The 22,776-nt window shown below is 66.8% G+C and carries 23 protein-coding genes; 6 read left to right on the top strand and 17 right to left on the bottom strand.

Annotated features, from left to right (window positions below):
• Positions 1–7: 7 nt before the first annotated feature.
• Together V8J38_RS08585 and dusB are read right to left on the bottom strand one after the other, a co-directional pair.
• Positions 8–2,260, bottom strand: a complete 2,253-nt coding sequence (locus tag V8J38_RS08585; protein WP_338574897.1) for a PAS domain-containing sensor histidine kinase — start codon at positions 2,258–2,260, stop codon at positions 8–10.
• The gene (gene dusB / locus V8J38_RS08580) at positions 2,260–3,309 is read right to left on the bottom strand and encodes a tRNA dihydrouridine synthase DusB (RefSeq protein WP_338574895.1); all 1,050 of its coding nucleotides are present in this window, start codon (positions 3,307–3,309) and stop codon (positions 2,260–2,262) included. Before dusB ends, V8J38_RS08585 begins: the two co-directional genes overlap by 1 nt.
• Positions 3,310–3,374: 65 nt before the next feature.
• On the opposite strand from dusB, the gene V8J38_RS08575 reads away from it, so the two are divergent.
• Together V8J38_RS08575 and V8J38_RS08570 are read left to right on the top strand one after the other, a co-directional pair.
• Positions 3,375–4,517 carry a bifunctional 2-C-methyl-D-erythritol 4-phosphate cytidylyltransferase/2-C-methyl-D-erythritol 2,4-cyclodiphosphate synthase gene (locus tag V8J38_RS08575; RefSeq protein ID WP_338574893.1) on the top strand — a complete coding sequence of 381 codons (1,143 nt, stop codon included), beginning with the start codon at positions 3,375–3,377 and terminating at the stop codon, positions 4,515–4,517.
• A gap of 78 nt (positions 4,518–4,595) precedes the next feature.
• On the top strand, positions 4,596–5,393 hold the full coding sequence (locus V8J38_RS08570; protein ID WP_338574890.1) for a lysophospholipid acyltransferase family protein: 798 nt from the start codon (positions 4,596–4,598) through the stop codon (positions 5,391–5,393).
• Here V8J38_RS08570 and V8J38_RS08565 read toward each other — a convergent pair.
• From V8J38_RS08565 to V8J38_RS08515, 11 genes are read right to left on the bottom strand one after another with little or no spacing between them, the layout of a single operon-like run.
• The gene (locus V8J38_RS08565; protein WP_338574888.1) at positions 5,390–6,199 is read right to left on the bottom strand and encodes a MetQ/NlpA family ABC transporter substrate-binding protein; all 810 of its coding nucleotides are present in this window, start codon (positions 6,197–6,199) and stop codon (positions 5,390–5,392) included. The genes V8J38_RS08570 and V8J38_RS08565 overlap by 4 nt on opposite strands.
• 19 nt (positions 6,200–6,218) lie before the next feature.
• Positions 6,219–6,875, bottom strand: a complete 657-nt coding sequence (locus V8J38_RS08560) for a methionine ABC transporter permease (RefSeq protein ID WP_338574886.1) — start codon at positions 6,873–6,875, stop codon at positions 6,219–6,221.
• Positions 6,875–7,864: a methionine ABC transporter ATP-binding protein gene (locus V8J38_RS08555; protein ID WP_338574884.1), complete on the bottom strand. Its 990-nt coding sequence runs from the start codon at positions 7,862–7,864 to the stop codon at positions 6,875–6,877. Before V8J38_RS08555 ends, V8J38_RS08560 begins: the two co-directional genes overlap by 1 nt.
• A 1-nt stretch (position 7,865) precedes the next feature.
• Positions 7,866–8,264: a HesB/IscA family protein gene (locus V8J38_RS08550; protein WP_291776127.1), complete on the bottom strand. Its 399-nt coding sequence runs from the start codon at positions 8,262–8,264 to the stop codon at positions 7,866–7,868.
• 10 nt (positions 8,265–8,274) lie between these two features.
• A complete protein-coding gene (locus V8J38_RS08545; RefSeq protein ID WP_338574881.1) occupies positions 8,275–8,673 on the bottom strand; it encodes an SUF system Fe-S cluster assembly protein in 399 nt (132 codons plus the stop codon).
• 5 nt (positions 8,674–8,678) lie between these two features.
• Positions 8,679–9,947, bottom strand: coding sequence for a cysteine desulfurase (locus V8J38_RS08540; RefSeq protein WP_338574879.1), 1,269 nt, complete (start codon positions 9,945–9,947; stop codon positions 8,679–8,681).
• Positions 9,926–10,948: a Fe-S cluster assembly protein SufD gene (gene sufD / locus V8J38_RS08535; protein ID WP_338574878.1), complete on the bottom strand. Its 1,023-nt coding sequence runs from the start codon at positions 10,946–10,948 to the stop codon at positions 9,926–9,928. Before sufD ends, V8J38_RS08540 begins: the two co-directional genes overlap by 22 nt.
• Positions 10,945–11,694 carry a Fe-S cluster assembly ATPase SufC gene (gene sufC / locus V8J38_RS08530; RefSeq protein ID WP_338574877.1) on the bottom strand — a complete coding sequence of 250 codons (750 nt, stop codon included), beginning with the start codon at positions 11,692–11,694 and terminating at the stop codon, positions 10,945–10,947. The genes sufD and sufC overlap by 4 nt, the downstream gene beginning before the upstream one ends.
• A 21-nt stretch (positions 11,695–11,715) precedes the next feature.
• Positions 11,716–13,182: a Fe-S cluster assembly protein SufB gene (gene sufB / locus V8J38_RS08525; protein WP_338574876.1), complete on the bottom strand. Its 1,467-nt coding sequence runs from the start codon at positions 13,180–13,182 to the stop codon at positions 11,716–11,718.
• A 3-nt stretch (positions 13,183–13,185) separates the two neighbouring features.
• Positions 13,186–14,322: a cysteine desulfurase family protein gene (locus V8J38_RS08520; RefSeq protein ID WP_422388287.1), complete on the bottom strand. Its 1,137-nt coding sequence runs from the start codon at positions 14,320–14,322 to the stop codon at positions 13,186–13,188.
• On the bottom strand, positions 14,319–14,786 hold the full coding sequence (locus tag V8J38_RS08515) for an Rrf2 family transcriptional regulator (protein WP_291775083.1): 468 nt from the start codon (positions 14,784–14,786) through the stop codon (positions 14,319–14,321). The genes V8J38_RS08520 and V8J38_RS08515 overlap by 4 nt, the downstream gene beginning before the upstream one ends.
• A 161-nt stretch (positions 14,787–14,947) precedes the next feature.
• On the opposite strand from V8J38_RS08515, the gene V8J38_RS08510 reads away from it, so the two are divergent.
• Positions 14,948–15,598 carry an alpha/beta hydrolase gene (locus tag V8J38_RS08510; RefSeq protein WP_338574874.1) on the top strand — a complete coding sequence of 217 codons (651 nt, stop codon included), beginning with the start codon at positions 14,948–14,950 and terminating at the stop codon, positions 15,596–15,598.
• Positions 15,599–15,609: 11 nt separating this feature from the next.
• Here the strand turns inward: V8J38_RS08510 and V8J38_RS08505 are convergent, their stop codons facing one another.
• The 3 genes from V8J38_RS08505 to V8J38_RS08495 all read right to left on the bottom strand — a co-directional run bounded on the left by V8J38_RS08505 (position 15,610) and on the right by V8J38_RS08495 (position 18,790).
• Entirely contained in the window at positions 15,610–16,587 is a 978-nt protein-coding gene (locus tag V8J38_RS08505; protein WP_338574872.1) for a TerC family protein, read from the bottom strand.
• Positions 16,588–16,694: 107 nt separating this feature from the next.
• Entirely contained in the window at positions 16,695–17,651 is a 957-nt protein-coding gene (locus V8J38_RS08500) for a DMT family transporter (RefSeq protein ID WP_338574870.1), read from the bottom strand.
• Positions 17,651–18,790 (bottom strand): anhydro-N-acetylmuramic acid kinase, encoded by a 1,140-nt coding sequence (locus tag V8J38_RS08495; protein ID WP_338574867.1) that lies wholly within the window; start codon positions 18,788–18,790, stop codon positions 17,651–17,653. The genes V8J38_RS08500 and V8J38_RS08495 overlap by 1 nt, the downstream gene beginning before the upstream one ends.
• 179 nt (positions 18,791–18,969) lie before the next feature.
• Here V8J38_RS08495 and tyrS point away from each other — a divergent pair, with 179 nt between their 5' ends.
• From tyrS to V8J38_RS08480, 3 genes are all read left to right on the top strand, one after another.
• Entirely contained in the window at positions 18,970–20,250 is a 1,281-nt protein-coding gene (gene tyrS / locus V8J38_RS08490; RefSeq protein ID WP_291775068.1) for a tyrosine--tRNA ligase, read from the top strand.
• Between the two features lie 133 nt (positions 20,251–20,383).
• On the top strand, positions 20,384–20,851 hold the full coding sequence (locus V8J38_RS08485; RefSeq protein ID WP_338574864.1) for a peroxiredoxin: 468 nt from the start codon (positions 20,384–20,386) through the stop codon (positions 20,849–20,851).
• Between the two features lie 133 nt (positions 20,852–20,984).
• Positions 20,985–21,548 carry a polymer-forming cytoskeletal protein gene (locus tag V8J38_RS08480; protein WP_338574861.1) on the top strand — a complete coding sequence of 188 codons (564 nt, stop codon included), beginning with the start codon at positions 20,985–20,987 and terminating at the stop codon, positions 21,546–21,548.
• 76 nt (positions 21,549–21,624) lie between these two features.
• Here V8J38_RS08480 and prfB read toward each other — a convergent pair.
• Positions 21,625–22,738 (bottom strand): peptide chain release factor 2 gene (gene prfB, locus V8J38_RS08475; RefSeq protein ID WP_338574859.1). Its coding sequence is split into 2 segments (ribosomal slippage): positions 21,625–22,668 and positions 22,670–22,738, totalling 1,113 coding nucleotides; the frame shifts between segments, so codons are not numbered across the junction.
• Between the last annotated feature and the right edge of the window lie 38 nt (positions 22,739–22,776).

The following is a 22,776-nucleotide window of genomic DNA, read 5'->3' as shown; positions in this document are numbered from 1 at the left end:
GCCTCGCTTAACTCGCCGCAGCCGCCACGCCAGAGGCGCGATGGGCGGACTTGTGGTCCTGGGTCAGGGGGAAGATCAGGCATACGCGCGCGCCCGACAATGTCTCCGCGTCAGCCAGCCGCAGCTCGCCGCCGTGGTCTTCACAAATGCGCTTGACGATGGCCAGGCCGAGGCCCGTGCCCTTCTCGCGCGTGGTTACATAGGGTTCGGTCAGCCGGTCGCGATCCTTGGCCGGCAAGCCGACGCCGTCGTCCTCGATCACGAAGACGGCGCGTCCGTCTTCGACATCCAGCCGGGCGATGACGCCCAGCGTCCCTTCGGCCACCGGCTCGAGCGCACGTTTGGCGCCTACGGCCTCGCCCGCGTTCTTCAGAATGTTGGCCAAGGCCTGACCGACCATGCGACCGTCGCACTGAAGCACGACTTCCGGTAGAGGTTCGATCAGATCCACGCCGATGTCGGGCATGGCCACACGCTGGGCGAAAACCGCCTCGCGCAGCATTTCCGCAGGATTCTCCATTGAAAAGCGCGGCGCCGGCATCCGGGCGAAGGACGAGAACTCGTCCACCATCCGGCCGATGTCGCCCACCTGACGGATGATGGTCTCGGTGCAGCGATCGAACACCTCGACATCATCGCCCACCCGCTCGCGATAGCGGCGGCGCAGCCGCTCGGCCGAGAGCTGGATCGGCGTCAGCGGGTTCTTGATCTCATGGGCGATGCGGCGCGCCACGTCACGCCAGGCCGCATTACGCTGAGCCGTGACCAGGCGGGTGATGTCGTCGAAGGTCAGCACCATCTCGCCGCCCTGCCCGCCCTCAATGCGGACCCGCAGGCGCAGGGCCTCGCCATCGCGGCTGACGTCGATATCCTCCTCGATATGGGCTTCGCCCCGTTCCGACAGTTCGCCCAGCTCGGGCGCCACCTCGGCCAGACGCCGGCCCTGGACCTGTTCCGGGTCGAGGCCCAGCAGCTGGCTGGCGCTGTCGTTGATGGCGGAGATCCGTCGCTGGCGGTCCAGGCCGATCACGCCCGCGCTGACGCCTGACAGGACCGTTTCAATGAAGAGGCTGCGTCCCTGAGCCTCGTCCGAAGCGGTCTTGAGCGCCGCCTGCTGGGTTTTGATGTCCTCGGTCATCCGATTGAACGCTTCGGACAGGACGATGATCTCGGACGGCGCGCCGTCGTTATCGACGCGCGCATCGAGGTCGCCGCCCGCCACCTGATCCGCCGCCCGCACCAGCCGTCCGATCGGCGCCGAGATCGAACTGGCGGCCGACATGGCCAGCCAGACCGCCCCGACCAGCACCAGCAGCGCCGTTTCCAGATAGCTGAGCGCAAAGGCTCCCTGGATGCGAGCGCGGCTTTCCTCGGCCGCACGATAGGCGGTGATGGACTCCTCGCCGTTGCGCATTCGCTGGATCAGGCCCGGCGCCAGCGGCCGCACGACATAGAGATAGGCGTGACCGTAATCCGGGAGCGGATAGAGCGCCCGCACCATGTCAGGGTTCTCGGTCACCGTCGTCGGCGCCACCTCGCCGCCCGCCACCGTCTCGAAAGCCTCGCGCGGCGGGGCGACATAGGGCGGCGCGCCCGGTTGCTCGCCGCTGGCCAGGACGCGTCCCTGCTCGTCCAGAATATAGAGGGCCGGGTAGCCGAAGAAGTCGCCGATCTGCGACAGGGCGCGCGAGAACTGGATTCGATTGTCGAACAGATCCCGGACGCCGCCCAACTCGGTCGCCATCGTATCCAGGTCCACCTCAAGCCCGGCGCCCACGTCCGCGACATAGGCGCGGCCGATCTCGGCCCCGTTCTCGACAGCTGAACGGACGTTGGTGCTGAACCACTGATCCACCCCCCGGTTGACCAGCAGGCCGAAGACCAGGGCGATCAGCACCGCCGGCACGACCGAGACCAGGGAGAACAGGGTGACGAACCGCAGATGCAGACGCGCGCCCGGATCGTTCCGATTGCGCGTCAGGCGCAGCACCCGTCCGCCGATTACCGTCGCGAGTCCGGCAATCAGGACCAGATTGGCCAGAAGGACATAGAGAACCGCGCGACTGGCCGCCGTCCGGGCGTCCCCGCCTGCGGCGGCTCCCGGCGCAATGGCCACCAGCCAGATGGCCGCCGCCGTGACCAGGAAGGCGACGACATAGGCGGTGCCGAACAAGGCCCGCGCCCGACCGTCAGCGAGACGCCCCCAGAGCGAGCGCTCTGAGACCTGTTCTTCAACCGGGGCGACGGGCGTGTCCGACATTACGCCGCAACTTCGGACACCTGTGTCTCGTTTTCAACAGCGAAGTTGCCCAAATACGTCACATCTCGCCACAAGGTCGCCAGCGCCGTTTCGACCTCGCCCGGCGTCTCCAACCGGCACAGCCTGGCCTTGGCGGCCCGACGCTGGGCTGGATCGGCCGGCCAGGGGGCCTGCTCGATGTACCAGCCCAGATGTTTGCGGAACATCTTGAGACCCAGCGGCAAGCCATAGAAGGCGACCGACGCTCGCAGATGCTCGATGACGATCGCCAGTCGTTCTTCGCGATCCGGCTCTCGAAGGCGCGTCCCGTCCGCAAGGGCGCGCTCCAGATGCGCCGCCAGCCACGGCCGCCCGTAAACCCCGCGCCCCAGCATCAGCGCGTCGGCGCCGGATCGGCTCAGCGCCTCGCGTGCCTGTTCGGCCGTGATGATGTCGCCGTTGACGATGACGGGTATGGCGACCGCCCGTTTGACCTCGGCCACCGCGTCCCAGTCGGCGACGCCGGTGTAGAACTGCTTGCGGGTGCGGCCATGCACGGTGACGGCGGCGACACCCAGGTCTTCGGCCCGGCGCGCCAGGTCAGGGGCGTTATGACTGCTCTCGTCCCAGCCCAGCCGCATCTTCACGCTGACCGGGCGGCTGACGGCCTGAACGACGGCCTCCATGATCTGCGCCGCCTGATCCGGCGTGCGCATCAGGGCCGAGCCGCAGGCGGCGCCGGTGACCTCCTTGGCCGGACAGCCGAAGTTCAGGTCGATGATGTCGGCGCCCGCCGCCTCGGCCATGCGCGCGCCCTCGGCCATGGCGGCCGGATCGCCTCCGACCAGCTGGATCACTGTCAGAGGCAGGCCACCGCCGACGGCGGCGCGGCGCACCACGTCGGGACGCGCGCGCGCCAGCTCGGCCGCAGCCACCATCTCGGTCGCCACATAGGCGGCGCCCAGCCTTGACGCCAGCACGCGGAACGGCAAATCCGTGATCCCGGTCATGGGTGCCATCAGCACCCGCCCCGCGATCTTCACATCGCCAATCTGCAACCCGATGGTCATGAGGCTCCTTAGCACCGAAGAAGGCCCCTCTCGTCAAGCGGAACCGGGACGCCTAGAAGACCCGCATGGGATTCTCAGCGATCGTCGTGGCCGCCGGCTCGGGTTCTCGGGCGGGCGGCGCCAAACAGTGGCGCAGGGTGGCCGGCAAGCCGGTCGTGCGCTGGTCGGTCGAGGCGCTGCTGGACGCCGGCGCGCGCGATGTCGTCGTCGTGATCGCCGCTGACGCCCGCGAAGAGGCCGACGCGGCCCTGGCCGGTCTGGACGGATGGCGCGCGGTTCTCGGCGGCGCGACACGCGCCGCGTCGGTGTGCGCAGGCCTCGCGGCGCTAAGCGGAGCTGACGACGAGCCGGTGCTGATCCACGACGCCGCCCGTCCCTTCCTGAGCGCCGAGGTGATCGCGCGCCTGCTGGCGGGTCTCGTTGACGCCGACGGCGTCCTGCCCGCCCTGCCTGTCGCCGACAGCTTGCGCCGAGGGCGTGAGGGCATGGTCAGCGGCGCCGTCGATCGGGAGAACCTGTGGCGCGCCCAGACGCCGCAGGCCTTTCGACTCAAGACCATCCGCGACGCCTATGCCGTGTGGCCCGCCGATGAAGCCGCCACCGACGAGGCCGCCGTGGTCGAGCGCGCGGGCGGCCGCGTCCGACTGATCCCAGGCGACGGGCGCCTGACCAAACTGACCTATCCTGAGGATTTCGCCATGGCCGAGGCCCTGTCCCCTGCCCGCACCACCATCCGCATCGGCCAGGGTTTCGACGTTCATCGCTGGGGACCGGGCACGTCGGTCTGGCTGTGCGGGGTCGAGATTCCGCATGACCAGACCCTGATCGGCCATTCGGACGCCGATGCCGGTCTGCACGCCCTGACGGACGCCATCCTCGGCGCCATCGCCGACGGCGACATCGGCGACCACTTTCCGCCCAGCGATCCTCAGTGGAAGGGGGCGTCATCGGACCGCTTCCTGGTTCATGCCGCCGAACGGGTGGCGCTGCGCGGCGGGCGCATCGTCAATGTCGATGTGACCCTGATCTGCGAACAGCCCAAGGTGAAGCCCCATCGCCAGGCCATGCGTGAACGGCTGGCGGCCCTGTTGAAGCTGCCGCTGGACGCCGTCAGCGTGAAAGCCACGACCAGCGAAGGCCTGGGTTTCACCGGCCGTGGCGAAGGTCTGGCCGCCCAGGCCGCCGTTTCGATCGAACTGCCCGCCTGAATTCAGGACCGAGGCGGCCGCCGTCGCCAGGCTTCACTTTACGCTCGCCTCTGAATGTCAGGCTGGCATAGTCGCCTGATGCGAAGCCTGCTCTTCAACATCGCCTATTGGGCGCTTTCCATCACCTACGGCCTGGCCGCCGCCTTTGCGGCCCTGGCGCCCGGCCGCAAGGCCACAAGCTGGATCATCCGACGCTATGTCCGGCGCATGGTGCAGGCCATGAGTCTGTTCGCGGGCATCCGCATCGAGACGCGCGGCAAGGAACGCCTGCCGCAGGGCGCCTTCATCATCGCCTCAAAGCACCAGAGCTGGGGCGACGGCTTCGCCACCTATGACCAGTTCGACGACGTGGCCTTCGTCACCGGCGACCATCTGGAGAAATTCCCCCTGTTGGGAACGGTGCTCAAGAAGCTGGGCGCCATCGTCGTCAACAACTGCGGCGGCCACGCCGCCCGCGCCGCCCTGAAGGAACGCGCCGCCGACGCCCATCGCGAAGGCCGCAAGATCCTGATCTATCCCGAAGGCCATCTGGCCAAGGTCGGAGAGAAGTTCCGTTATCGCTCGGGCGTCTGGCATATGTATCGCGACTTCGACATGCCGGTCGTGCCGCTGGCGACCAATCTGGGCTTGTTCTGGCCATTGGAAGAGTTCCACAAGAACCCCGGCACGGCGACGCTGGAATTCCTCGAGCCCATTCCGACCGGGCTGCCCAAAGCCGAGTTTCTGGAACGCCTGGAAGCCGCCGTGGAGGGCAGGACAGCCGAACTGATCGCCGAGGCGACCGGACAGCCGGTCACGCCCGCCGTCCTCGTCGCCTCCGACGATGAAAGCGCCAAGGCCGCCGCAGCGGCCAAGGCGGTCAGCGCCGCAGCCTAGGCCGCCGGGATCACCGCGCCTTCGTATTTTGAGGCGATGAAATCCTTGATCGCCTGGCCGCGCAGGGCCTTGGCCAGGGCCTGGACTCGCGGGTCGTCCTGATTGTCCGGTCGCGCGACCAGATAGTTGACATAGGGGCTGTCGGCGCCTTCAAGCTGAAGGGCGTCTGTCTTGGGTTTCAGCCCGGCGTCGAGAGCATAGTTGGTGTTGATCACCGCCCCATCGACCTGAGGCAGGATGCGCGGGATGGTCGCGGCCTCGACCTCCTGGAACTTCAGTCCTTTGGGGTTGGCGGCGATGTCACGGACGGTCTGCAGCGGATTCTGCGGATCCTTCAGGGTGATCAGGCCCGCCGCCTGAAGCAGCAGCAGGGCGCGGCCGGTGTTGGAGGCGTCGTTGGGCAACACCACCTGGGCGCCGTTCGGCAACTCGGCCAAGGTCTTGTGCTTGCGCGAATAGAGGCCGAGCGGCTCGACGTGGATGCCGGCGACCGTGATCAGGTTCGTGCCGCGCGCCGTGTTGAACTCGTCGAGATAGGGCTTGGTCTGGAAGTAGTTCACATCCAACCGCTTTTCAGCCAGTTGCACGTTAGGTTGAACGTAGTCGTTGAAGACCTTGATCTCGATCGGCACGCCTTCGGCGGCCAGAATCGGCTTCACCTGCTCCAGGATTTCGGCGTGCGGCACGGCGGTGGCGCCGACCAGCAGAGGCGCGCCCTCGCCGCCCGCCTTCTTGCCCGCGCCCTGACCGCAGGCGGCGAGCGTCAAAACAGCGGCGGCGGACAGCAGCAGCGAACGGCGGATCATGGGGCGGGCTTTCGTAAAATCAGCGGTGCGAGACCTTAGCGACCAGACGGTCGCCGATCATCTGCAGAATTTGTACGAGGATCAGCAGCAGAACTACGGTCACGGCCATGACGTCGGTCTGGAACCGCTGATAGCCGAAGCGGATGGCCAGATCGCCCAGACCGCCCGCCCCCACCACGCCCGCCATGGCGGTGTAGCTGACCAAGGCGATGGCGGTGACGGTCGCGCCGGCGATGATGCCCGGCATGGCCTCGGGCAGCAGGGTCCGCGTCACGATCTGGAAGGTCGAGCCGCCCATGGCCTGGGTCGCCTCAACCACGCCCTTGTCGACTTCACGCAAGGCCGTCTCGACCAGACGCGCATAGAAGGGCGCGGCCCCGACCACCAGCGGCGGAATGGCCCCCGCCACGCCCAGCGAGGTGCCGACCAGCAGCACCGTCACCGGCAGCATGACGATCAGCAGGATGATGAAGGGCACCGAGCGCAGCACATTGACCACAAAGGACAAGACGGCGTTCAGCACCGGGTTGGCCGCAAGCCGCCCCTTGCCCGACAGATACAGAAGCACGCCCAGCGGCACGCCCAGGATCACGGTCAGCACCATCGATCCGCCCAGCATCAGCAGGGTGTCTATCGTCGCCTTGCCGATATCGGCCCAGTCCACATTGGCGAACATCAGACGGCCTCCACCACGACGCCGCGCGCGACCAGTTGCGCCAGAGCCGTCTCGGCGTCGCCGCCGGTGAAGGCCACCGTCATCTGACCATAGGGCTCGCCCCGGATGCGGCTGATGCGGCCCGATAGGATCGAATAATCCACGCCGACAGTGCGCGCCACACGGCTCAACTCCGGCTCATAGGTCGATGGCCCGCGGAAGGTCAGTCGGGCCATGCGAGCCCCGGCGGGCGCGACAGAGGCGTCGACCGCCTCCTCGCCCTCGGCCAGCATGGCGCGAGTCACGGCGTGCTGCGGATGCAGGAAGACGTCGGCCGTCGCGCCCTGTTCCACGATCCTGCCGTCCTTCAGCACCGCCACCCGGTCGCAGACGCGGCGCACCACCTCCATCTGGTGGGTGATCAGGACGATGGTCAGGCCCAGGTCGCGGTTCAACCCGTCCAGCAGGGTTAGGATGTCCTCGGTCGTCTCAGGGTCGAGGGCGCTGGTCGCCTCGTCGCACAGCAGGACGCTGGGGCCGCAGGCCAAGGCGCGGGCGATGCCGACGCGCTGCTTCTGGCCGCCCGACAGTTGGGACGGATGCTTCTTCGCGTGATCGGCCAGCCCCAGTTGGGCCAGCAGTTCGGCCGTGCGCGCCTTCACCTCAGCCTCTAGCCGTCCTTCCAGCCGCAAGGGGAAGGCGACGTTGTCTTCAATCGTCTTGGCGTTCAGCAGGTTGAAATGCTGGAAGATCATGCCGATGCCGCGCCGCGCAGCGCGCAGTTCGGCGGGGTTCAGGGCGGTGATCTCCTGCCCATCGACGAAGACCTTGCCCGCGTCAGGCGTCTCCAGTCGGTTGATGGCGCGGATCAGGGTGGACTTGCCCGCCCCCGAACGGCCCACCACGCCAAACACCTCGCCGCGCGCGACGTGCAGGTCGACGGCGTCCAGCGCCGTGCGGTCGCCCGCCGCGCTGCGATAGCGCCGGGTCACCCCCTCCAGTCGGATCATGTCAGTCGGCGTCCAGAGCAGCGGCGGGAATAATGGTGACGCTCTCGCCGCAACCGCAGGCGTCCGTCTCGTTCGGATTGCGGAAGACGAACTTGGAGGCCAGCTTCGTCACCTCATAGTCGATCTCGGTTCCGATCAGGAACAGGACCGCCTTGGGCTCGATCAGAATGGTGACGCCCTTGTCCTCGACCACCTCGTCCAGCGGCAGGGCTTCTTCGGCATAGGCGAAGGTGTACTCCTGCCCCGCGCAGCCGCTGTTTTTCACGCCGACGCGTAGCCCGACGTAATCCTTTTCAGCGTTGTCCATGATTTCGCGCACGCGCGCGGCGGCGGCGTCCGTCAGGGTCACCGCCTTGGGCCGGGGGCGTCGGGGTCGGGTCGTGGTCTGAAGCTCGGTCATCATGGCCTCGTCAGAACATGTTCAGGGCCAACTTGGCCTCGTCGCTCATCTTGGAGGCGTCCCACGGCGGATCGAACACCAGATTGGCCCTGGCGCTGCGAACGCCCTCGACCTTGGACACCGCCGTCTCGACCCAGCCGGGCATTTCGCCGGCGACCGGGCAGCCCGGCGCCGTCAGCGTCATCTCGACCAGCACGTCGCGATCGTCGGACACGTCGACCTTGTAGATCAGGCCGAGCTCATAGATGTCGACCGGGATTTCCGGGTCGTACACCGTCTTCAGCGCCTCGATCAGGTCGTCCGTCAGCTTGTCCAGCTCGGCCTGAGACAGGGCGCTCTTCTGCGGCTCATCCCAGCTGGCGGCGAAGGCGTCGCTGTCGCTGATCGCGTTGTCGGTCTTGGCGTCCATACTCGTCACACGAAGAAGTTGCGCGCCTTGATCAGCGCGTCCACGAAGGCGTCTGCATCCTCCATGGTGTTATATAGGGCGAAGGAGGCGCGCGTGCTCGAGGGCACGCCCAGTCTTTTCGCCAGCGGTTCGGCGCAGTGCAGACCGGCCCGGACGGCGACGCCGTATCGGTCCATGATCTGGGCGACGTCATGAGCGTGCGCGCCCTCGACGGAGAAGGTCAGGATGGCGCCCTTCCCTTCTGCTTCGCCCAGAATCCGCAGCCAGTCGTACTCGCGCAGACGCTCGACGGCATGATGATATAGAGCCTTCTCATGCGCCTGGATCGTCGCCGGCTCATACTGCGCCAGCCACTCGATCGCCGCGCCAAGGCCGATCGCTTCCAGAATCGGCGGGGTGCCGGCCTCGAACCGGTGCGGCGGACGCGCATAGGTCACGCGCTCCTTCTCCACGGTCTCGATCATCTCGCCGCCGCCCTGATAGGGCGGCAGGGCCTCCAACGCCTCCGCCGTGCCGTACAGGACGCCGATGCCCGTGGGTGCGAACAGCTTGTGCCCCGTCAGAACATAGTAGTCGCAGCCGATGGCCTGCACGTCCGGCGCCGCGTGAACCGCGCCCTGACAGCCGTCGATCAGCACCTGCGCCCCGGCCGCATGGGCCAGACGGGTGATCTCGGCGACCGGATTGATGGCCCCCAGCACGTTCGACATGTGGGTGACGGCGACCAGCTTCGTCTTCGGCCCCAGCAAGGCGGCGAAGGCTTCCATGTCCAGCGAGCCGTCATCCTTGATCGGCGCCCATTTCAGCACCGCCCCGCGCCGCTCGCGCAGGATGTGCCAGGGCACGATGTTGGAGTGGTGCTCCATCTCGGTGACGATGATTTCGTCGCCCGGCTGGATCGACAGGCCGACGCCGTTGGCGACCAGGTTGATCGCCTCGGTCCCGCCCTTGGTCCAGACGATGGTCTCGGCCGACGGCGCGTTCAGGAAGCGGGCGACGATCTCTCGCGCGCGCTCATAGGCCTCGGTCGCCTCGTTCGACAGGGTGTGCAGGCCCCGGTGGACGTTGGCGTAAGAGCCTTCCATCGACGCGACCAGGGCGTCGATCACCGCGCGCGGCTTCTGGGCCGAGGCGGCGCTGTCCAGATACACCAGCGGCTTGCCGTTCACCTGACGCGACAGGATCGGGAACTGCGCGCGGGCGGCATAGGGGTCGAACCCCGTCACGCCAACCTTGTTCACAGGTGCGTTGGTCACAGGCGAGCCGTCAGCCATTCCCGCACCACCTCTCTGGCGCCTTCATGCTCGATGCGGTCGACGACCTCGATCAGGAAGGCGTGGGTCAACAGGGCGCGGGCTTCATCAGCCGAAATGCCGCGCTGCTGCATGTAGAACAGGGCGCTTTCATCCAGCGTCCCGACGGTCGCGCCGTGGGCGCACTGCACCTCGTCGGCGTAGATGATCAGTTCGGGCTTCACGTCGATCTCGCCGCGATCCGAAGCGATCAGGCCGTGGTGCCCCATGCGGGCGTCGGTCTCGTCCGCGCCCTTCTGGACCAGGATCTTGCCCTGGAAAACGCCGCGCGCCTCGTCGCGGACCACGCCCTTGATCAGTTGGCTGGTCGTGCCGTTCGGCGAGACGTGGTCGATCACCGAAGTCTGGTCCGAATGGCGCGCGCCGCTCAGCAGATAGAGCCCGTCCACGCGCGCGTCGGCGCCCTCGGCCCCGTGACGCAGACGGGTCTCGTGACGCTGCAGTTTGGCGCCGGTAGCGACGATGGTCTGGCGATAACGGCCGCCCGCCTCCAGTCGCACCTCGGCCTCGGCCACGGAAATGGCGTCGGCGGGTTCGTCGGTCAGGACGATGCGGGTCACCTCGGCGTCGGCCGCGACATCGATCTCGACCTTGTTGTGGGCGACATAGGCCGAGCCCTTGCCCTCGTGCGTCTCCAGCAGCAGCAGGCGCGCGCCGGGACGGGCGACGATGCGTGCCGCCGCCGTATGACCGGTGCCCGTTGCATCCGAAATGAAGCGCAGGCGTAGCGTCTGATCGCCCGAGGCGATGTAGTCCTTCACCCCGACCGGTCGGCCGTTGGCGAAGACGACGGCGTCGCCGCCCAGATCATAGAACGGCCCCGGCGCGCCCACGACGGCGGTGCCGGACGGCTCAGGCGCTTCACGAAGAAAACGCTTCAGGTCGCTGTATTTCCACTCCTCGACCCGCCGCGAAGGGAAGGTCGCGGCGTCGGTCAGGTCCAGCCGGGCGAGCGCCTTCATGCCGCCTCCGGCAGGAACTTGTCGTAGCCTTCCGCTTCCAACTCATGCGCCAGCTCAGGTCCGCCCGAGGCGACGATGCGGCCGCCCGCCAGGACGTGGACGCGGTCCGGTTTGATGTAGTCCAGCAGGCGCTGATAGTGGGTGATCACCAGCATTGACCGCTCCGGGCTGCGCATGGCGTTCACGCCGTCGGCGACGATGCGCAGGGCGTCGATGTCGAGGCCGGAGTCCGTCTCGTCCAGAATCAGCAGCGAAGGCTCCAGCAGGGCCATCTGCAGGATCTCCATCCGCTTCTTCTCGCCGCCGGAGAAGCCGACGTTCAGCGGCCGCTTCAGCATGTCGAAGTCCATCTTCAGCGACTGCGACGCCGCCTTGACCAGTTTCAGGAAAGCCGGGGCCGAAACTTCATCCTCGCCGCGCGCGCGCTTCTGGGCGTTCAGCGCCGTGCGAATGAAGGTCATCGCCGGCACGCCGGGGATCTCGATCGGATACTGGAACGACAGGAACAGGCCCGCCGCCGCGCGCTCGGCCGGTTCGATATCCAGCAGGTCAACGCCGTTCCACAAGGCGGAACCGTCTGTCACTTCATAGCCGGGGCGGCCCGACAGGCTGTAGCCCAGCGTCGACTTGCCCGCCCCGTTCGGCCCCATGACCGCATGAACTTCACCCGCAGGCACTTCGAGCGTCAGACCTTTGAGGATCGGCTTATCGGCGACGGAGACGTGGAGGTTATTGATCTTAAGCATTGTTTTTCTTCTTCAACTCACTCAGCCGACCGAGCCTTCAAGGCTGATCGCCACCAGCTTCTGGGCCTCGACGGCGAACTCCATCGGCAACTCCTGCAGGACATCGCGGACGAAGCCGTTGACCAGCAGAGCCACGGCTTCTTCTTCCGACAGGCCGCGCTGCTGGGCGTAGAAGAGCTGAGCTTCGGACAGGCGGGTCGTGGTCGCTTCGTGCTCCAGCTGGGCCGAACCGTTGCGGACCTCGATGTAGGGGATGGTGTGGGCGCCGCATTCCTTGCCGATCAGCAGGCTGTCGCACTGGGTGAAGTTGCGCACGCCGGTCGCCTTGGGATGGATCGACACCAGGCCGCGATAGGTCGAGTCCGACTTACCCGCCGAGACCGTCTTGGCGATGATGCGGCTGCGGCTGTTCTTGCCCAGGTGCAGCATCTTGGTGCCGGTGTCGGCCTGCTGATGGCCGTTGGTGATGGCGATGGAGTAGAATTCGCCCGAGCTTTCCTCACCCTTCAGGATGCAGGACGGGTACTTCCAGGTGACGGCCGAGCCGGTCTCGACCTGGGTCCAGCTGACCTTGGAACGGTCGCCGCGACAGTCGGCGCGCTTGGTCACGAAGTTGTAGATGCCGCCCTTGCCCTCGGCGTCGCCGGGGTACCAGTTCTGAACGGTCGAGTACTTCACCTCGGCGTCGTCCAGGGCGATGATCTCCACGACCGCCGCGTGCAACTGGTTCTCGTCGCGCATGGGCGCGGTGCAGCCCTCCAGATAGGACACGTAGGAACCCTTGTCGGCGATGATCAGGGTCCGCTCGAACTGGCCGGTCTGGCTGGCGTTGATGCGGAAATAGGTCGACAGCTCCATCGGGCAGCGCACGCCCGGCGGAATGTAGACGAAGCTGCCGTCGGAAAAGACCGCGCTGTTCAGGGCCGCGAAATAGTTGTCGCTGACCGGGACGACCGTGCCCAGATACTGACGCACAAGATCAGGATATTCGCGCAAGGCCTCGGAAATAGGCATGAAGATCACGCCCGCCTTGGCCAACTCCTCCTTAAAGGTGGTGACGACGGAGACGCTGTCGAACACGGCGTCAACCGCCACCTTGGGCGCGCCCTGAACGCCGGCCAGGACTTCCTGCTCCTTCAGCGGAATGCCCAGCTTTTCGTAGACGGCCAGCAGTTCGGGATCGACCTCGTCCAGCGACTTCGGCCCTTCCTTCTTCACCGGCGCGGCGTAGTAGTAGAGGTCCTGATAGTCGACGGGATCGTACTTCACCGCCGCCCAGGTCGGCTCTTCCATGGCCAGCCAGCGCTCATAGGCGGCCAGGCGCCACTCCAGCATCCACTCCGGCTCCCCCTTCTTCTCGGAGATGAAGCGGATGATGTCCGGGTTCAGGCCCTTGGGGGCAAACTCCTGTTCGACGTCCGTGGTGAAGCCGTACTTGTACCGCTCCAGTTCCGCGACCGTATCGATTGTTTCCTGAACAATAGCCATAACTTACGCGACTTCCTTTACGCGCTCTTGCAAGCGCGCCTTGTGCTTGTCCCAGGCCGCGACCCAGGCGTCGGCGAACCGGGTCCAGTCGGCCTCGGTCGTGCCCCAGCCCCCGGAGACGCGCACGCCCCCGGTCGCCAGGTGGTGCAGGCCCATGGCGCTGATCGCCTTGGACGGCTTGACCTTGCCCGACGAGCAGGCCGAACCGGCCGAGACCATGACACCGACCAGATCCAGGGTGATCAGTTGTTGCGGGCTGTCCCAGCCCTCGACCGCCATGAACAGGGTGTTGGGCAGCCGCTCGACTGCGCCGCCGATGATGGTCGCACCCGCGGCCTTGACTTTCGCCTCGGCCGCGTCGCGCCAGACGACATGAGCCCCGGCGGCGTCCAGATCACGGGCCGCGCAGTCGGCGGCGACGCCGAACCCGGTGATGCCCGGAACGTTCTCGGTCCCAGCGCGCAGGCCGCGCTCCTGACCGGCGCCGTGCAGAATACGAACGGCGGATACGCCGTCCTTGAGCACCAGGGCGCCCACGCCTTGAGGCCCGCCCAGCTTGTGCGCCGAAAGGGTCAGGCTGTCGGCGCCGAGCGCCCGCATCGTCACCGGAATCTTGCCTACGGACTGGATGGCGTCGACGTGCAGCCAGCCGCCCGCCGCGCGGACGAGCGCCGCCGCCTCAGCGATCGGCTGGATCACGCCGCTTTCGTTATTGGCGTGATGAATGGCGACGACGGCTCGCCCCGGATGCGCCAGCGCCTCAGCCAGCCAGGCCAGATCGACCACGCCATTGGCGTCCACCGGCAGAACTTCGACCTGCGCGCCGCTCGCCGTAGCGGCTTCGGCCACGCACGGATGCTCAGTCGCGCCGACGATCAGCCGCTCGCAACCGGCGGCCAGGGCGCTGTGGATCGCCTGGGCGTTGGACTCGGTTCCGCCCGAGGAGAAGATGATCGCCGTCGGATCGGCGCCCACTAGATCAGCCACCTGAGCACGGGCCGTCTCGACGCGCGCACGCGCACGGCGGCCGGCGGCGTGAACGGCCGAAGGGTTTCCATTGTCAGCCAAGGCCTTGGCCATGACGTCCTGAACTTCAGGACGAACCAGGCCGGAAGCGTTGTAATCCAGATAGACGCTCACGCCGCCGCCTCCATGGACCCGACGTCCTTCTGTCCCATACGGGCGCGGCTGGTCCGCTTTTCGATCACGTCCTCCAGGCTGACCCCGGCCAGATAGCGATGGATCTCAGCACCGAGGTCTTCCCAAAGATCATGAGTGATGCAGCGCGCCCCGCCGTTCATGCAGCCTCGCGGCGTGCCATGGGCGGCGCAGCGGGTAGCGCGGATCGGCTCATCGACGGCCAGGACGATGTCGGCCACGACTGTCTCGTCCGGCCCCTTGGCTAGGCGATAGCCGCCGCCCGGCCCGCGAATGCTCTTGACCAGGCCGCCCTTGCGCAGTCGCGCGAACAGCTGTTCCAGATAGCTGAGCGAAATCTCCTGACGCGCCGCGATTTCAGCCAGGGACACGGCCCGGCCCGAGCCGTTTTTCGCCAGATCGGCCATCGCCATCACGGCGTAACGTCCCTTTGTCGACAGGCGCATCCCTATAACCTCAAAATTCTAACGCTTTTCGGAGCGGTCATGCTAAGACCCCCGGCCTCGCTGGCGAGTGCGTCGCGCACCGGGGACTTAGAAAGTCCTACCTCCCTGGTCAAGTATTATCCGTCCGGCGAAACCTCTGTTGATTGTAGGGATCGCGATCCATGCCTGAAGTCATCCTGCCCGGCGCCGCTGGCCGCATCGAAGGCCGTTACTCGCCCGGCAAGCGCCCCGACGCGCCGATCGCCCTGATCCTGCACCCGCACCCGAAGGCGGGCGGGCACATGAACAATCCGGTCGCTCTGACGATGCACCAGTTGTTCGTTCAGCGCGGCTTCGCCACCCTGCGCTACAATTCGCGGGGCGTCGGCAAGTCGCAGGGCGAGTTCGACAGCGGCATCGGCGAACTGGCCGACGCGGCCACGGCGCTGGACTGGCTGCAGGCCAACAACCCGGCCGCCACTCAGACCTGGGTCGCGGGCTATCAGTTCGGCGCCTATATCGGCATGCAACTGCTGATGCGCCGCCCCGAGACCGACGGCTTCATCTCGGTGTCGCCGCCGTCCAACATCTACGATTTCAGCTTCCTGGCCCCCTGCCCGGCCTCGGGCCTGTTCCTGCACGGCACCGCCGACACCGTGGTGCCCCCGGCCGAGGTGGAGCGCGTGGTCAACAAGCTGCGCACCCAAAAGGGCATCGTCATCGACTACGAGCTGGAAGAAGGCGCGACCCACTTCTGGCAGGACCACATCGGCGCCGTCGAGCGCCGCGTCGGGGCCTACCTGGACAAGCGTCTGGCCGAAAAGCCGGCCTGACATCCTGACGATCAGCGCGGAGGTCCAACCTCCGCGCGGGTCCGCCACAGGGACCAGGCTACCCCCGTCGCCAGGATCGCCGCCGTCACCGATAGTGAGACAGCGGGCGGCGTCTTCTCGATCCCCAGCAGGGGCGCCGCGAACGCCTTGGCGCCGATGAAGACCAGCAGGACAGCCAACGCCTGCTTCAAGTAGGCGAAGCGGTGGATCACCGCCGCCAGGGCGAAATAGAGCGCCCTCAGCCCCAATATGGCGAAGATGTTGGACGTGTAGACGACATAGGCGTCCGTCGTGATGGCGAAGACCGCCGGCACGGAGTCCACCGCGAAGATCACGTCGGCGATCTCGATCGTCACCAGGGCCAGCAACAGCGGCGTGGCGTGCAGCTTCATCTCGCCCGAACGGGTTGGCGCCTGGACGAAGAAGGCATGACCGCGCAGGTCGTTCGTCACCCGCATCCGCCGCCGGAACCATTTCAGCAGCGCATTATCGGCGATGTCCGTTTCCTCGCTGCGGGCAAAGAACATCCGTACGCCGGTGAGGATCAGGAAGCCTGCGAAAAGGTACAGCACCCAGTGATAGCGGGCGACCAGCGCCGCACCGCCGCCGATCATGATCGCCCTCAGGACGATGACGCCGAGCACGCCCCAGAACAGCACGCGATGCTGATAAAGCCGGGGCACGGAAAAGGCGCTGAAGATCAAGGCGATGACGAAGACATTGTCCATCGCCAGGCTTTTCTCGACGGCATAGGCGGTCAGGTAGTCGATCGCACTGTCAGCCCCCAGCCACGACCACAGCCACGCCCCGAAGGCCAGGGCCACGGCGATATAGAAGGCGGAGAGCCCCAGACTTTCCCGCACGCCGATTTCATGATCGCGCCGATTGAACAGCCCCAGATCGAGCGCCAGCAGGGCGAGAACGACCGCCATAAAGCCCGCCCACATCCAGACTGGCTTGCCCAACCACTCCAACAGCAACAGGTCCATCGACGCCTTCGCGAGCCGTTTCAAACGACGCGGCCGACATCGCGATGAAGGGTCGCCAGAGGGGCCCGGTCCGCCCTACCCCAACGCCTGAGGCCTGCGGGCGTTGCTCAATGATCACCTTCAGCGGCGGCCAGGGCTGCCGGGCGATGGGCGCGGACGCACCAGACGACGCTGACGATCATCAGGATCATGGCGACGACCTCGATCACAGTCGGCCCGCGCTGTTCCCAGATGAAACCGTAGATGAAGGCGAACAGGGTCTCGGACACGATCATCTGGCCCAGCATGGTGAGCGGCAGCAGGCGACTGGCTTGGTTCCAGAAGGCGTTGCCGATGACCGAGGCGAAGACGGCCACGCCCGCACTGACCCCGATCAGGCGCATCCAGGCGTCATCCGTCATGCCTCCCAGCATGAACAACGACGGAATGACCAGCGCCAGCGCCAGGGCGCCGGTAACCACGCCGGTCAGCAGCGACCACTCATGCGGGGTGATGTCGGGCAACCGCCCCATCCAGCGGCTGTTACCGACGGCGAAGGCGGTCCAGGACAGCAGGGCCGCAACCGCGCAGACCAGACCGATCAGGGTGGCGCTGCCGCTCTGCGCCGCTGCGCCGCCGCCCTGGCTGAGCGACTCCCACCCGATCAGGCCGACGGCCAGCGCCGCCACGGCGATGGGCGGAGCGACACGGGACAGCGGCGGCGACTCCTTGTCCCTCAGGCCCCATAGAGCCACCACCACGGGCACCATGCCGACGATCAGGGCCGAGGCCGCGACGCCCGCGTAATGCACGCCGACCACCAGGAAGGCGAAGTAGACGAGATTCCCGGCGAGGCTCAGCCAGACCAGAGCGCCCCACGCCTTGCGCGTCAGGGCCGCCGTCACCCGACGCCAGCGCGGCGCGATCAACAGAGCCGCGATCAGGCCATAGGCGAGGTAACGCCCCGCCGTCAGCAGCAGGGGCGAGGCCTCAGGCACGACCTTGGGCGCCAGGAAGACCAGCCCCCACAGAGCGCCCGCCGCCAGACCGCTGGCGACGCCCCAGAAACGAGACGAGGCCGCCACTATTCCGCTCCCGGCTCGACGATCCGGCCGCCAGTCATCGGCGCCGGAACGCCTGTCGTGCCGGGGAAGCTGATCGGCAGGCCCAGACGGCAGCGCGCCGCCAGAAAGGCGAAGGCCTCGGCCTCAATGGAGTCGCCGCGCCAGCCCTTGTTCTCGGCCGTCGAGACGGGGGCGCCCACGCGATCACGAATGGCGGCCAGCAACACCGGATTATGGCGACCGCCGCCGCAGACGACGATCTCCTTCGGCTGCTCCGAACAACGGGCGACGCCCAACGCCACGGCCTGCGCCGCGAAGGCTGTCAGGGTCGCGGCAGCGTCCTCAAGCGACAAGCTTGCAACCGGATCCAGCGAGAAGTCGAAACGATCCAGCGACTTCGGCCCGGTCGCCGCGAAATAGGGATGGGCCAGATAGGCGTCCAGCACGGCCTGATCGACCGTCCCGGCCGCCGCCAGACGGCCACCCTCGTCCATCCGCTTCTTCATGCGGGACTGGACCAGCAGATCGACCATGCCGTTGGCCGGACCGGTATCGAAGGCCTCCAAATGGCCGTCGGCGCGGATCAGGGTGATGTTGCCGACCCCGCCCAGATTCAGCACCGCGACCGGGCCCGACATTCCCGCCTTGCGGACCAGGGCCGCGTGATAGACGGGCGCCAGCGGCGCGCCCTGCCCGCCCGCCGCCACGTCGGCGCTGCGGAAGTCAAAGGCCGTCGGCACGCCCAGCCCCTCGGCCACGCTGATCGCGTCGATCAACTGGACCGTGCGGCCGGGCCGCTCGGGCGTCGGCGCCTCATGCAGCACGGTCTGGCCGTGGACGCCGACCAGATCCAGCGCGCCGGACTTTACCCCGTTCACCGCCATGAAGCCGAGCGCGGCGGCCAGATGCGCGTCGGCCACCGCCATGCGCGAGTCCTCAAAGCTGTCCGGTTCCTCTTCGTCGCGTTCCCAGTCGAAGGCGTCCTCGATCGCGTCCTCGATGATGGCGCGGGTTTCGCCGTCCAGCTTCATCTCTCCGGCGGGGCCGAAGGACAGGATGTCGTGGCCGTCCGTCTCGATCACCGCCATGTCCACGGCGTCGAGCGAGGTGCCGGTCATGAAGCCGAGCACGCGCAGGGTGTTTTTCGGGGAGGTCGTCATGGCGGCTTGACTGCCACGTCAGGGGCGACGTAGCTAGCGCCCATGATCGCGCAACCGGCCCTTTTCGCCGCCTATTACTACGGCCTCTACTAGAGAGCGGCCGCGATCCTTGCCGCCCTTCCCTCGGCGGCAATATTCCTCGGAAGACGGCCGCCGGTTCTGATGCTACGGACCCGACCATGACCGAGCCCACGACCCAAACCGTTTCCGAAACCGCCTTCAAGTCGGACTTCCTGCGCCTGATGAAGGCGCGCGGCTATATCCACCAGATCACCCACCCGGTGGAACTGGACGAGGCGGCGGCGGCCGGCGTGGTCACGGGCTATATCGGTTTCGACGCGACGGCGCCGTCGCTGCACGTCGGCCACCTGATCCAGATCATGCTCCTGCGTCGTCTTCAGCAGGCCGGACACAAGCCGATCGTCCTGATGGGCGGCGGCACGACCAAGGTCGGCGACCCTTCGTTCAAGGACACCCAGCGCCCCCTGCTGACCGAGGAAAAAATCGCCGAGAACATCGCCGGCATCAAAGGCGTGTTCGAAAAGTTCCTGACCTTCGGCGACGGCCCGACCGACGCCGTCATGCTCGACAACGACGAGTGGCTTTCGCAGCTGGGCTACCTGCAGTTCCTGCGCGACTACGGCACGCATTTCACCATCAACCGGATGCTGAGCTTCGACTCGGTCAAGCTGCGCCTGGATCGCGAGCAGCCGCTGACCTTCCTCGAGTTCAACTACATGCTGATGCAGGCGACCGACTTCCTGGAGCTGAACCGCCGCTACGGCTGTTCGCTGCAGATGGGCGGGTCGGACCAGTGGGGCAACATCATCAACGGCGTCGAACTGACCCGCAAGGTGGATCACAAGGCCGCCTTCGGCCTGACCACGCCGCTGCTGTCCACCGCTTCTGGCCAGAAGATGGGCAAGACGGTCGGCGGCGCCGTATGGCTGAACGCCGACGCCCTGTCGCCTTTCGACTACTGGCAATACTGGCGCAACACTGAGGACGGCGACGTGGGCCGCTTCATGCGCCTGTTCACCGACCTGCCGCTGGATCAGATCGAACGCTATGAGGCGCTCCAAGGCGCCGAGATCAATGACGCCAAGAAGGCGCTGGCCGACGCCACCACCTCCATGCTGCACGGCGTCGAGGCCGCACAGGCCGCCCGCGCCGCCGCCGAGGCCGCCTTCGAAAAGGGCCAGCTGTCCGCCGACCTGCCGACCGTCGAACTGCCGCGCGACGAGGTCATCGGCGCCATGATCGCCGCCGTCACGACCAAGGCTGGCCTCAGCGGCTCCAACGGCGAAGCGCGTCGTCTGGCCCAGGGCGGCGGCCTTCGCCTGAACGACGAGGTGGTTAACGACGGCGCCCGCCTGATCGAAGAGGCCGACCTCAACGCCGACGGCGTGCTCAAGCTCGGCGCCGGCAAGAAGAAGATCGTGCTGGTGCGGCCCGTTTAACCCGCTCATCCCGGCGGACGCCGGGACCCAGTGCTTTGGCTTCAAGCGCGGCGAGAACGTCTTGCGGCTTTCAATCGGCGCGGCCGGGGCTCTTACTGGGTCCCGGCGTCCGCCGGGATGAACGGAGAGATTGATGGTCGACATCACCGAAAACACCCCCGCCCCCGCCTTCGACCTGGCGACCGATGGTGACGGCCGCCTGTCCCTGGCCGACCTGAAGGGCAAGAACGTCGTCCTCTACTTCTATCCCAAGGCCGACACGCCCGGCTGCACGACCGAGGGACAGGACTTCTCAGTCCTGATCGACCGGTTCACGGCAGCTAACGCCGTGGTGATCGGCGTGTCGCGCGACACGGTGAAGAAGCTGGACCGCTTCAAGGCCAAGCATGACCTCAAGGTCGTGCTCGGCTCGGACGAAGACGGCGCGGTCACCGAGGCCTGGGGCGTGTGGGTGCTGAAGAAGCTCTATGGCCGCGAATATATGGGCATTGAGCGCGCCACCTTCCTGATCGACGGTCAGGGCGTGGTTCATCGCGCCTGGCGAAACGTCAAGGTGAAGGGGCACGCCGAAGAGGTGCTGGCCGCCGTCGAAACGCTCTGATCGGCGAGCGGGGTTCGGAAGGCCCCGCTTGACCTCTCCGTCTCAGCCCCCCCTAAGTATTGTCAGGGATTGTATCCTCAGGGGCTGACATTGACCAAACGCCGGTCGTCCCGGCGTGACGCGGAGAGTAAAGATGTTCAACAAGAACAAACCCCTCGACAGCAACCCTTTGAGCGGGTTGGGCATTCCGAAGCCGCCCGAGCCCACCGCTCCAACCCCGGCGCCCGCCGCCGCCGCCGCCACGCCTGCTCGAGCACCTGAACCGGCGCGGCCGGCCGCCGCCCGCTCATCCAGCCTTTCGACTCTGTCGGCGGGCGTGAAGTATGAGGGCAATATCTCCGGCGCGGGCGAACTTCAGGTCGACGGCTCTCTGAAGGGCGACATCCGCGTGGTGCGCGTGGTGATCGGTGAAGGCGGCGCGGTCGAGGGCACGGTCCACGCCGACATCCTGGAGGTGCGCGGTCGGGTCTCGGGCGCCATCGTCGCCAAGCAGGTCAAGCTGTTCGCCACCTCTCGCGTCGAGGGCGACATCACCCAGGAGCAGCTGTCGATCGAACAGGGAGCCTGGTTCCAGGGCCGCTGCACCCAGGCCAAGCGGGACACGCCGGGCGCCAACATGCTGGAAGCCCCCGCCCCCGCCGAAAAGCCTGCGCCCGCCAAGACGGACGCCAAGGTCGAGGCCAAGCCCGCCGCCTGATCGGTGCGGACACTGATAACGAGAAAGGGCGGCCCGCAAAGGCCGCCCTTTTTTGGTATCGATCGAGCGAAGTCGATCAGCCCTCGCGGGTCTCGCCCACGCGGGCCGCCAGGGCGGCGCCCATGAACGGATCCAGATCGCCGTCCAGAACCCCCTGGGTGTCGGAGGTTTCGACCTCTGTCCGAAGGTCCTTCACCATCTGATACGGTTGCAGGACGTAGGATCGGATCTGGTGACCCCAGCCGATGTCGGTCTTGGCGTCGGCCAGGGCCTGAGCTGCGGCTTCACGCTTCTGAAGCTCCAGCTCATACAGACGCGCACGCAGCATCTTCCACGCCTGATCGCGGTTTTGGTGCTGCGAGCGGCCCGCCTGACAAGCCACCACGGTATTGGTCGGAATGTGGGTCAGGCGCACGGCCGAGTCCGTCTTGTTGACGTGCTGGCCGCCCGCGCCTGACGCGCGATAGGTGTCCGTGCGGACGTCCGACGGGTTGATGTCGATCTCGATGCTGTCGTCGACGACCGGCGACACCCCGACCGAAGCGAAGGAGGTGTGCCGCTTGGCCGCTGCGTCATAGGGGCTGATGCGGACCAGACGGTGAACGCCCGATTCCGACTTCAGCCAGCCATAGGCGTTGGGGCCGGAGACCAGCAGGGTCGCCGACTTGATGCCCGCCTGTTCGCCGGATTCCTCTTCCTGAAGCTCGACCTCATAGCCGTGCGAGCGCGCCCAGCGGCTGTACATGCGCAGCAGCATTCCGGCCCAGTCGTTCGACTCCGTGCCGCCGGCGCCCGAGTTGACCTCCAGATAGGCGTCGTTGCCGTCGGCCTCGCCGGACAGCAGGGCTTCCAGCTCGGCGCGCGCGGCGCGGTCCTTGATCGCCTTCAGCTGTTCACGGGCTTCGTTGAAAGTGGTTTCGTCGCCCTCTTCGTCCGCCATGTCGGCCAGCATGATCCCGTCTTCGAGACCCTGCTCCATGTCCTTGACGGCGCTGACCTGGGCTTCAAGGCGCGAGCGTTCACGGCTGACGGCCTGGGCCTGTTCGGGATTGTCCCACAGCGTCGGATCCTCGACCCGCGCGTTCAGCTCATCGAGCTTTCTTAGAGCGACATCCCAGTCAAAGTCGCCTCCTGAGCAGAGCGACGCTCTGCTCGATGTCGGCCTTCATGGCCTCGACATCCGGTCTCATCGCAATCTCCAGCGATACGGGGGTGAAAGGGCGCGCCA

This window comes from Brevundimonas olei (genome assembly GCF_037055245.1).
Classification (GTDB): Bacteria; Pseudomonadota; Alphaproteobacteria; order Caulobacterales; family Caulobacteraceae; genus Brevundimonas; species Brevundimonas olei.
This window is presented reverse-complemented; position numbering and strand designations above follow the sequence as displayed.

Excerpts from the sequence above, each read along its gene's own strand:
- V8J38_RS08560 (WP_338574886.1), bottom strand. The coding sequence starts at position 6,875 with ATGTTCGCCAATGTGGACTGGGCCGATATCGGCAAGGCGACGATAGAC.
- V8J38_RS08510 (WP_338574874.1), top strand. The coding sequence starts at position 14,948 with ATGCCTGAAGTCATCCTGCCCGGCGCCGCTGGCCGCATCGAAGGCCGT.
- V8J38_RS08540 (WP_338574879.1), bottom strand. The coding sequence starts at position 9,947 with ATGGCTGACGGCTCGCCTGTGACCAACGCACCTGTGAACAAGGTTGGC.
- V8J38_RS08575 (WP_338574893.1), top strand. The coding sequence starts at position 3,375 with ATGGGATTCTCAGCGATCGTCGTGGCCGCCGGCTCGGGTTCTCGGGCG.
- V8J38_RS08495 (WP_338574867.1), bottom strand. The coding sequence starts at position 18,790 with ATGACGACCTCCCCGAAAAACACCCTGCGCGTGCTCGGCTTCATGACC.
- V8J38_RS08585 (WP_338574897.1), bottom strand. The coding sequence starts at position 2,260 with ATGTCGGACACGCCCGTCGCCCCGGTTGAAGAACAGGTCTCAGAGCGC.
- V8J38_RS08505 (WP_338574872.1), bottom strand. The coding sequence starts at position 16,587 with ATGGACCTGTTGCTGTTGGAGTGGTTGGGCAAGCCAGTCTGGATGTGG.
- V8J38_RS08480 (WP_338574861.1), top strand. The coding sequence starts at position 20,985 with ATGTTCAACAAGAACAAACCCCTCGACAGCAACCCTTTGAGCGGGTTG.
- dusB (WP_338574895.1), bottom strand. The coding sequence starts at position 3,309 with ATGACCATCGGGTTGCAGATTGGCGATGTGAAGATCGCGGGGCGGGTG.
- V8J38_RS08545 (WP_338574881.1), bottom strand. The coding sequence starts at position 8,673 with ATGGACGCCAAGACCGACAACGCGATCAGCGACAGCGACGCCTTCGCC.
- V8J38_RS08565 (WP_338574888.1), bottom strand. The coding sequence starts at position 6,199 with ATGATCCGCCGTTCGCTGCTGCTGTCCGCCGCCGCTGTTTTGACGCTC.
- V8J38_RS08515 (WP_291775083.1), bottom strand. The coding sequence starts at position 14,786 with ATGCGCCTGTCGACAAAGGGACGTTACGCCGTGATGGCGATGGCCGAT.
- sufB (WP_338574876.1), bottom strand. The coding sequence starts at position 13,182 with ATGGCTATTGTTCAGGAAACAATCGATACGGTCGCGGAACTGGAGCGG.
- V8J38_RS08570 (WP_338574890.1), top strand. The coding sequence starts at position 4,596 with ATGCGAAGCCTGCTCTTCAACATCGCCTATTGGGCGCTTTCCATCACC.
- V8J38_RS08485 (WP_338574864.1), top strand. The coding sequence starts at position 20,384 with ATGGTCGACATCACCGAAAACACCCCCGCCCCCGCCTTCGACCTGGCG.
- V8J38_RS08555 (WP_338574884.1), bottom strand. The coding sequence starts at position 7,864 with ATGATCCGACTGGAGGGGGTGACCCGGCGCTATCGCAGCGCGGCGGGC.
- sufD (WP_338574878.1), bottom strand. The coding sequence starts at position 10,948 with ATGAAGGCGCTCGCCCGGCTGGACCTGACCGACGCCGCGACCTTCCCT.
- sufC (WP_338574877.1), bottom strand. The coding sequence starts at position 11,694 with ATGCTTAAGATCAATAACCTCCACGTCTCCGTCGCCGATAAGCCGATC.
- V8J38_RS08550 (WP_291776127.1), bottom strand. The coding sequence starts at position 8,264 with ATGACCGAGCTTCAGACCACGACCCGACCCCGACGCCCCCGGCCCAAG.
- tyrS (WP_291775068.1), top strand. The coding sequence starts at position 18,970 with ATGACCGAGCCCACGACCCAAACCGTTTCCGAAACCGCCTTCAAGTCG.